The sequence below is a fragment of the Johannesbaptistia floridana genome (assembly GCF_057440575.1).
The window spans coordinates 25,884-35,201 of sequence record NZ_JALKVM010000011.1 but is presented as its reverse complement, the minus strand read 5'-3'; the positions used below and the strand labels follow the sequence as shown (position 1 = coordinate 35,201).

The following is a 9,318-nucleotide window of genomic DNA, read 5'->3' as shown; positions in this document are numbered from 1 at the left end:
TTTGATTCAAAACCTACGCAGTATTGGGGCTAAAGCCCTACTACAAACTCATCGAATACATTCTTCTACTGCTCCCAAGGCACTATTGATAAATGGAATACACTAAGCGCCTACTCAGTTCGATAATGTCATCTTTGCGAGCAATTTGATTAATCCAATCTTGAGGAATTGCATCTATACCATAATAGATGCCTGCTAATCCTCCAGTTACTGCTGCCGTTGTGTCCGTATCTCCTCCTAAATTAACCGCTTTCAAAACTGCCTCAGCATAACTATTACTGTTTAGAAAACACCATAATGCTGCTTCAAGAGTGTCTAAAACATAGCCCTTAGAGGAGATATTATCAACAGAAACATTATGAATATCCCCTCTAAATATCCACTTAAACTTATCTATTTCTTGAGTATAGGGGTCATTTTGGTAAATAGTAAGAACTTTTTGAGAACCTTGATGATAAGCTTCTAGAGGCTGTTTCCCTTCTAATAGAGCAATAGCAATACTAATATAAATTCCGCAGGCCATTTGAGAGCGTAAATGGGCATGAGTAATACTAGAAACTTGGTGAACTAAAGTAATCAATTCTGTGAAATCAAACTTTTGATAACAAAAAGCAAGGGGTAAAATTCTCATTAGTGAACCATTACCATTACTTCTCTCCTTATTTTCTCCAGAGTAATAAGGAGACACTCCCATCTTAAGATGGCTAATTGCTATAGCTGTAGTGGTTCCAATATCAAAAATATGACCATAAGGAGTCCAAAAACCTTCATTGCGCCAACGACAAAAATTATCCCCTGTGGTTTGCATAATCTTTTCAGAAGACAAATCTTGACAAATCGCCTCAGCTAAACAAAAAGTTAAAGAACTATCATCAGACCAAGTACCAGGTAATTGCTGATGAGTTCCATATCCTGTCATAGTGGTTATGGGATTTTGAGTTCTATTTTCACGACGAGTGAATTCTACAGGAACTCCCAGGGCATCTCCTACACATACTCCCATTAAACCTGATAAAATTTTGTTGTAGTTATAAGTATATGACTCTAGCATTGGTTTCTATTTATCTTGTGAATCTTAGTATGAATAAAATAGGCGATCGCTCTTCATCACCTACAGATAAGAACACCAATCACTCCAACTCCCTCCAAAGACAGAAGATTAACACAATCTGAGGCATCTTGATAATTAGCCCACCGTTGCTGTTAATGTTCGGTAGATAGATTAAGCCTGGTCTCGCCTTTTTAAGTTTATCAAACTCACGTTAAAATTAAGAAGCTATATGAAATGCGGTGTTGACTGCTACTGAACTATGACTGAACTGCTTCAACAGGTGATCGTCCAAATCCAAAAACTCCCGCCCGACCAGCAAGATGCGATCGCGGCTCGACTCTTAGCAGAATTACAGGACGAGAAAAAATGGGAAACTCGGTTTGCTGCCACAACAAATGATCAATGGGATCAGATGGCTGCGATGGTACGCCAGGAAATAGCAAAGGGCGAAACCGTTCCACTCAGTGAATTTTAGTATGAAATAAAAGATGCGATCGCTCTTCATCACCTACAGATAAGAACACCAATCACTCCAACTCCCTGCATATAGTTTCCCTCTATCAATACCTGCTACCTCCAGAGACAGAAGATTAACACAAGCAGTCACCCCAGAACCACAGTATACAATAATTTCTGAGGCATCTTGATAATTAGCCCACCGTTGCTGTTGATATTCCCTAGATAGAATCAACCCGGTATCGTCGCTAATCTGTTTCCATGGTAAGTTAATAGCGCCGGGAATATGGCCAGCAATCGGGTCAATCGGCTCTATTTCCCCCAAATAACGCTCCCTATCCCGTGAATCCACTAAAACTACTCCAGGCTCGTCTTTACGCTCTTTTACTTGATTAATATCAACTACCCACTCTGATTGAGGTTGAGGGATAAACTGTGCTGGTTTAGGAGTAATTACCTCTTGAGTAACAGGATACCCTTTACCTTGCCAATTACTAAAACCACCGTCAAGCAAAGCCACGGGATTGTGTCCTAAATACCGTAGTAACCACCAGAGACGGGAAGCAAAGGCAAAGCGAGAATCATCATAAGCAATTACCTGGGTTTTTTGCCACTCTATACCTGAATTAGCTAACTTTTGGGCCAACTTTTCTAAATCTGGCAGGGGATGACGTCCACCATGTTTTTTTACTGGGGAAGATAAATCCTCATTGAGATCGAAGTATAAAGCATTAGGAATATGACCGTTTTGGTATGCTTGTTTTCCTGCTGAAGGAGACTTTAAAGCAAAGCGACAGTCAATAATCGCAATGTCGGGATTGTTAAGATTTTCTAGTAACCATTGAGGAGAAACAATTGTTTGATAAAAAGACATAAAATTCAAAATAATTTATCTATTTACAATTAGAACTGGTAATAACTTCTTCATATTGATAACTAAGTTTTTCCCAAGTATATTTTTCCTCTATCATTTTACGACCATTTATCGATAAAGTATTTCTAAGTTGACTATCTTGGAAAAGATTACTAATCATTGTTACATATTCCTCTACTGTATTGGCTCGTAAGGCACACAGAGGGTTATCTACATCTAAACCTTCTAAACCACTATCACTAGCAACTACAGGAATTCCTGCGGCTAAATATTCTAAAGTTTTGATTTTCATACCAAAACCAGTACGCAAAGGTACAATGGCAACTGTAGCTTGGTGTAAATATTCTACTACCGAGGGAACCCTGCCAGTAACAGTAATGCCTGGTTGTGTGGCTAAATTAATAACTTCTATGGCGGGATTAGCGCCAACAATAGTGAGAGTTGTTTGAGGAAATCGCTTTTTTAACAAAGGAAATACCGATTTACTAAAGAAGCAAATACCATCGATGTTTACAACATAGTCTAAACCACCGACAAAAACTAAGCCATAGTCACAGGGGTCTTTCTCTCTATAGGGGAATAATTCCAAGTCAACGCCATTAGGAATAATAGTAATTTTGGCAGTAGGATTAAATTCTTGCATTTGTACTAAATCTTCTCTGGTAGTGACCACAATTTGAGAAAATTTCTGCAACATTTTTTGTTCGTAACTACGTAACAAAGGCAGATAAAGGCGATCGCGCAGAGGATGAGTTGAGGTATTAGTTGCCAGTTGATTTTTACAAGTTTTATACAAAGAACTATGAATATTAACTACTGTGGTTAATTTCTCCTGCCATTCTGGTCGAATATAAACTTCATTAACACTATGTTCACAGGTAATTGCTTCAAATTCTTGTTTACTCACCCTTTGATCAATCCAATCTTGAATTTCTTGGGAGTAGAGATATTGTACATTAGCAGGAGTTCCTTTTATCCAAGCTTGTATAAATCTATTTAATTTAGAGATTACCCCTTTTGTTGCTGGTTGAGGTTCCCGAAAAACCACTAAATTAGCCACATATTGACTTAAACTACTAATTTGTGATTCTTGTACATCTTTTGTTAGTTGAGTAATTAGAGTGACTTGATGTTTTTTGGCAATATAGTACAGTAGATTAAAGCTTCTATTTTGAGTACCTCCCCTAGTAGGAGGATAAGGAAAAGTAGAACAAACCATCAAAATTTTCATCTGTTATTTTTTTGCCTCAATCATCATACTCACTACCTCAGGCATAGCAAATTTAGCCTGCCAACCGAGTTTTTTTCTGGCTTTTTCCGGGTTTCCTTTACTAGTCATTAGTTCAGTTGGACGTAGTAAACTAGGATCGCTAATCACATACTCTTGCCAATCTAATTCTACATACTCAAAAGCTTTAGCCACAAATTCCCTGAGAGAATGGGTACATCCAGTGGCAATTAAATAGTCATCTGCTCCGGTTTGTTGTAACATTAAATACATAGCCTCTACATATTCTGGAGCCCACCCCCAATCTCTTTCGATATCTATGTTACCTAAATAGAGTTTTTCTTGACTTCCTTGGGCGATTCGATGGGCGGCGCTAGTAATTTTTTGTGTCACAAATCTTTCTGGTCTCAGGGGTGATTCATGATTAAACAAGATACCAGAACAAGCAAATAAACCATAAGCCTCACGATAGTTAGCAACTTGCCAGAAAGCGGCTGATTTAGCGACAGCATAGGGACTTCTCGGACGAAATGGCGTATTTTCATCAGCGATCGCCTTACCTATGTCTCCAAAGCATTCACTAGATCCGGCATTATAAAATTTAATTGGCGCTTCAGTAAAGCGAATTGCTTCAAGGAGATTGAGAGTCCCTAAAGAGATACTTTCGAGGGTTTCTACAGGTTGTTCAAAAGAAAGACCTACAGAACTTTGTCCCGCTAAATTGTAAATTTCGTCAGGTTTTACTTGTTTGAGTACTTGTAAAACACTACGAAAATCATTTAAAGCCATGGATTTTAAACCTATTTGGTCTAAAATTCCCAATTTGATTAAATTACGAAAAGAAGAAGCTTGAGCATCCCGAGATGTACCATATACTTGATAGTTTTTACTCAGTAGTAATTTAGCTAAGTACGCTCCATCTTGTCCAGATACACCACAAATTAATGCTGTTTTAACCATTGTTTACTAATTTTATTTCCTGTTAATCTTGAGTATATTCTCTATAACTACCTTTAAATAACCAATTTGACCATAGGCATAGGTTAAATTATCAAAACGTAAAGCAGGATTTTGTATGTATTTACTAGCTTTGTATAACCCTCTGAGTAATCTTTCACTGCCTCTGAATAATTGCCCAAAACCTACTCTCTCCTCGGCTTCTTCTCGATAATATTCACTTACTCCTTGCCACCAACTGCGACGTAAAAACCAATCGGCTTCTAATCTTTCGGGTGAGACATGATGAGATACTAAAGCCTCAGGAAGATAGGCTACCTGCCAGCCTTTTTGAATTGCTAATTGAGTCATGTATAACTCTTCGTTGGATAGTAGTTTTTTTCCCACTCTACCTAAATTGATATCAAAACCTCCTACCTCTTCTAAAAAAGCACGTCTTACTGTGTAATTTAGCCCTCTAGGAGTGAGATTAGGGTTAGTAATGAGTTTTGGTTCCTCTCCTAAATCATACAATCCCAAAGCGCCAGCAAGATTTTCAGAAATCCATCGGGGTTGAGGAACTCCAGGAGGCCAAATTAAATCTACTTTACCACCAGCGATCGCCAAACGACTATTTTTGGTATAAGCTGTAACAATTTTTTCTAGCCAGTGATTTGAGGCGATCGCATCATCGTCTAAATAGGCAATAATTGGGGCTTTAGTTTCTGCAAAACCTCGATTTCTGGCCACGGATAAACCTAGTTTTGCTTCATAAACATATCTTATCTTCCCTTGATTGAGTCTAGCTTTAACGACGTCTTTAGTAGAATCCGTAGAGGCATTATCTATAATAATAATTTCATAATTATTATATTCTTGGTGTAGAAGGCTATCAATTGCCAATCCCAGATAATTATCTCGATTATGAGTACAAATGATAGCAGCTATTTCTGGTTGATTCATAGCCGTTAGTCAAAAAAAATTAAATTCACAAAGGTTATATAGAGAGAATTAATCAATTAATTATTATCGCTTCAGCTCATGGTAGGATTCTATCATAGTGAAATTATCTAAGTTTAACAGTGAGGAATAAATTCCTCTGGAAAAAACTTAGCTAAAAATTGACCGCCTAAAACGGTCGTCTACACACCCTGGATTTTAAATTCAGTGAAGGAAAGACATAATGAATATTTTCACGCATTAAACCATAAAAAAATTAAGGAGGTATAGGCTGTGCCTAAGAAAACAATCGCCAATTTATCAGAAGCAGATTTAGCAGGAAAAAAAGTTTTAGTCAGGGCAGATTTTAACGTGCCTCTCGATGATAATCTTCAAATTAGCGATGATACAAGGATTAAAGCAGCACTACCAACCATTGAAGAATTACGCCAAAAAGGTGCTCAAGTAATCCTGTGCAGTCATTTGGGACGACCCAAAGGACAAGTAAAACAAAGTATGCGCTTAACTCCAGTAGCGAAACGTCTATCGGAATTGCTCAAGACAGAAGTAATTTACTGTGACGATTGTGTTGGAGATAGTGTAACTAGTAAACTAGCAACTATGGAAAATGGCCAGGTAGCATTACTAGAAAATCTGCGCTTTCATAAAGAAGAAGAGGAAAATAATCCAGAATTTGCCCAAAAATTAGCAGCTAATGCTGATTTATATGTTAACGATGCTTTTGGTACAGCACACCGGGCCCACGCTTCTACCGAAGGAGTTACTAAATATCTTAGCCCTAATGTAGCAGGATATTTAATCGAAAAAGAACTCAACTATCTACAACAGGCAATTGAAAGTCCCAAACCTCCTCTAGCAGCTATTATTGGAGGTTCCAAAGTTTCCTCTAAAATTGGTGTAATTGAAACTTTACTGGAAAAATGCGATAAGCTGTTAATCGGTGGAGGCATGATTTTTACTTTCTATAAAGCTAGAGGCTTAGATGTGGGTAAATCTCTAGTAGAAGCAGATAAGCTCGATTTAGCTAAAGAATTAGAAGCAAAAGCCAAAGAGAAAAATGTTCAATTACTTTTACCTACTGATGTAGTGGTAGCTGATAATTTTGCGGCTGATGCTGAAGCTAAAACTGTGAGTATTGATAACATACCTGACGGGTGGATGGGGTTAGACATTGGTCCTGATTCTATCAAATTATTTGAAGAGGCTTTATCAGATTGTCAAACAATTATCTGGAATGGCCCTATGGGTGTATTTGAATTCGACAAGTTTGCCGCTGGCACAGAAGCGATTGCCCGTTGCCTCGCTGAATTAACTAAAAATGACGCTACTACTATTATTGGTGGTGGTGATTCTGTAGCGGCGGTGGAAAAAGTAGGAGTCGCTGACCAAATGAGTCATATCTCTACTGGTGGTGGTGCTAGTCTTGAGTTACTTGAAGGTAAAGAGTTACCAGGTATTGCCGCTTTAGACGACGCTTAAAAAAGTTGATTCCCTCATATTAGGAGGGCTTGAAAAGTCACTAAACCTAACTACTATATATGCCATACTATATTAATAGTTAGGTTTTCTTGTGTATCACACTATCTTGAAATCTTCAATAATTTTGTGATGCAAAATTTGAGATAATATGGAATTGAAGGATGATTAGTAAAAAAGTCTAATGAAAATAGGTGTTGTTATTATAGGACGTAATGAGGAAGCCAATTTAAACAGTTGTTTCCAATCTGTTTTAGAAGAAATAAAATGTATTGTTTATGTAGATTCTGGTTCAACAGATAACAGCGTGTCTATCGCTAAGTCTAATAATGTAGATGTTGTAGAACTGGATCCTGCATTACCTTTCACAGCAGCTCGTGGGAGGAATGAAGGAGCTTATTATCTATTGAAGAGTTATCCTGAAGTCGAATATATCCAATTTTTGGACGGAGATTGCATTCTCGCTAAAGGATGGCTATCTTTTGCAGAAGAACAATTATCAAAAGATTCAAAATTAGCTATAGTCTGTGGAGTATTAAATGAACTACACCCGGAGTTATCAGTTTATAATCGTCTATGCTCTTTGGAATGGATGAAAGAAACTGGAGAAATTAATGAATGTGGTGGAATCGCTATGATGCGTCTGAGTGCTTTTACTTCAGTAGAAGGTTTTAATTCTGAAATCGTGGGTGGAGAAGAACCAGAACTATGTTTCCGGTTAAGACAAAAAGGTTGGAAAATCAAACAATTTGATGAGGACATGGGTTGGCATGATGCCCAAATGACTCAATTTGGTCAGTGGTGGAAAAGAGAAGTGAGAAACGGTTATTCCTATGCCCAAGGATTTTGGCTTCACGGAAATTCTCCTGAAAAATATAAGAAAAAAGAGACTTTTAGTAACTGGTTATGGGGGTTATTGTTACCTAGTGGTCTTCTTGCTTTGGCTTGGTTAACAAAAGGAATAACCCTGATATTATTATTAGTTGCATACAGTTTTCTTTTCTATCGCCTCTATAGTTTTAAAAAGAATAAGGCAACAGCTACAGATGCTATTATATATGGTATATTTAACGTAATTGGTAAATTTCCTCAAATGTTAGGACAAGTTAAGTTCTATTTAAACAAATTTAGAGTAAAAACAACTAGTTAATGTAAAAAAGGTTTATATGGCTATTTAGCAGAAAACACAACACCAGAGTTAAAGAATTACTTTAATTCCCTAAGAGAATCTTAAGGGGGATGATTGTAAGAAATATAAGCACATAAGCTAAAAAATCATGTATAAAAATTATGTTGAATGTATATTTATTGATAGCTATAGTTAACTACAAGACTCCAGAATTGACTATTGACTGTTTATACTCAATAGCCAAAGAAATATCATGTTTGCCTAAAGCAAAAATAGTTGTGGCTGATAATGCCTCAGGAGATGATTCTGTAGAGAAAATTCAAAAGGTAATAGAAACCGAAGGTTGGAAAGCCTGGGTTTCAGTAGTTCCTCTAAAAAAAAATGGAGGATTTGCTTTCGGTAATAACGCAGTTTTTCGCCCAGCTTTAGAGTCTGAAACACCTCCTGAATACTACTTGTTATTAAATCCAGATACTATTGTAAAGCCTGGGGCTGTTTCTGCCCTAGTGAAATTTATGGAAGAATATCCTGCTGTAGGTATAGCAGGTAGCCGTCTAGAAGAAAATGATGGAACTCCACAATATTCAGCTTTTCGTTTTGAAAGTATTTTAAGCGAATTAGAAAGAGGTGTTCGTTTAGGTATAGTTTCAAAGCTATTGTCAAAATGGAAAGTATATAGTGAAATATCGGAAAAACCGTGTCAAACAGATTGGGTATCGGGAGCAAGTATGATAGTTCGTCGGGCAGTGTTTGAAGACATTGGTTTATTTGACGAAGATTACTTCATGTATTATGAGGAATCAGATTTTTGTTTAAGAGCAAACAAAGCAGGTTGGGAATGTTGGTATGTACCGGAAAGTAGAGTAATACATTTAGTAGGACAAAGTTCGGGAGTAGGCGATCGCTATCGTCCCATAAAACCTTTACCACAATATTGGTTTGAATCTAGAAAACACTATTTTGTGAAAAATTACGGTGCTATTTATTCTGGGATTGCAGATTTAGCTCGAATAATTGGTTTATTGATTTGGTCTTTAAAAACAAAGATTCTACAAAAGCCTATGAGAGATCCTCCTAATCTTCTAAGTGGGTTAGTTAGTAATAGTGTTCTGCTTGATGCCCTTAAAGTCAAACCAAAAATCAAAGCAGAGAGGGAGGCTACATAAAGTCACGGATTGGGAGAAATTTATTGTTTTCAGAAATCCGAG

Annotated in this window: 9 protein-coding genes; 4 read left to right on the top strand and 5 right to left on the bottom strand. The window is 37.1% G+C overall.

What is annotated here, in order from left to right:
* Positions 1-82: 82 nt before the first annotated feature.
* Positions 83-1,051 carry an ADP-ribosylglycohydrolase family protein gene (locus MW688_RS00975; protein WP_486734035.1) on the bottom strand — a complete coding sequence of 323 codons (969 nt, stop codon included), beginning with the start codon at positions 1,049-1,051 and terminating at the stop codon, positions 83-85.
* 259 nt (positions 1,052-1,310) lie between these two features.
* Between MW688_RS00975 and MW688_RS00970 the strand changes: the two genes are divergently transcribed.
* The gene (locus MW688_RS00970) at positions 1,311-1,526 is read left to right on the top strand and encodes a hypothetical protein (protein WP_486734034.1); all 216 of its coding nucleotides are present in this window, start codon (positions 1,311-1,313) and stop codon (positions 1,524-1,526) included.
* Positions 1,527-1,559: 33 nt separating this feature from the next.
* Here the strand turns inward: MW688_RS00970 and MW688_RS00965 are convergent, their stop codons facing one another.
* Genes MW688_RS00965 through MW688_RS00950 form a run of 4 tightly spaced genes read right to left on the bottom strand, consistent with a single transcriptional unit; the run spans position 1,560 to position 5,508 of the window.
* Positions 1,560-2,381, bottom strand: a complete 822-nt coding sequence (locus MW688_RS00965; RefSeq protein ID WP_486734033.1) for a sulfurtransferase — start codon at positions 2,379-2,381, stop codon at positions 1,560-1,562.
* 19 nt (positions 2,382-2,400) lie between these two features.
* On the bottom strand, positions 2,401-3,612 hold the full coding sequence (locus MW688_RS00960; RefSeq protein WP_486734032.1) for a glycosyltransferase family 4 protein: 1,212 nt from the start codon (positions 3,610-3,612) through the stop codon (positions 2,401-2,403).
* A gap of 3 nt (positions 3,613-3,615) precedes the next feature.
* A complete protein-coding gene (locus MW688_RS00955; RefSeq protein WP_486734031.1) occupies positions 3,616-4,569 on the bottom strand; it encodes a GDP-mannose 4,6-dehydratase in 954 nt (317 codons plus the stop codon).
* Between the two features lie 12 nt (positions 4,570-4,581).
* The gene (locus tag MW688_RS00950; protein ID WP_486734030.1) at positions 4,582-5,508 is read right to left on the bottom strand and encodes a glycosyltransferase family 2 protein; all 927 of its coding nucleotides are present in this window, start codon (positions 5,506-5,508) and stop codon (positions 4,582-4,584) included.
* 270 nt (positions 5,509-5,778) lie between these two features.
* On the opposite strand from MW688_RS00950, the gene MW688_RS00945 reads away from it, so the two are divergent.
* The 3 genes from MW688_RS00945 (at position 5,779) to MW688_RS00935 (ending at position 9,276) form a co-directional block, all read left to right on the top strand.
* Positions 5,779-6,984, top strand: a complete 1,206-nt coding sequence (locus tag MW688_RS00945) for a phosphoglycerate kinase (protein WP_486734029.1) — start codon at positions 5,779-5,781, stop codon at positions 6,982-6,984.
* 181 nt (positions 6,985-7,165) lie between these two features.
* On the top strand, positions 7,166-8,131 hold the full coding sequence (locus tag MW688_RS00940) for a glycosyltransferase family 2 protein (protein WP_486734028.1): 966 nt from the start codon (positions 7,166-7,168) through the stop codon (positions 8,129-8,131).
* Positions 8,132-8,271: 140 nt separating this feature from the next.
* Positions 8,272-9,276 (top strand): glycosyltransferase family 2 protein, encoded by a 1,005-nt coding sequence (locus MW688_RS00935; protein WP_486734027.1) that lies wholly within the window; start codon positions 8,272-8,274, stop codon positions 9,274-9,276.
* Positions 9,277-9,318 lie beyond the last annotated feature (42 nt).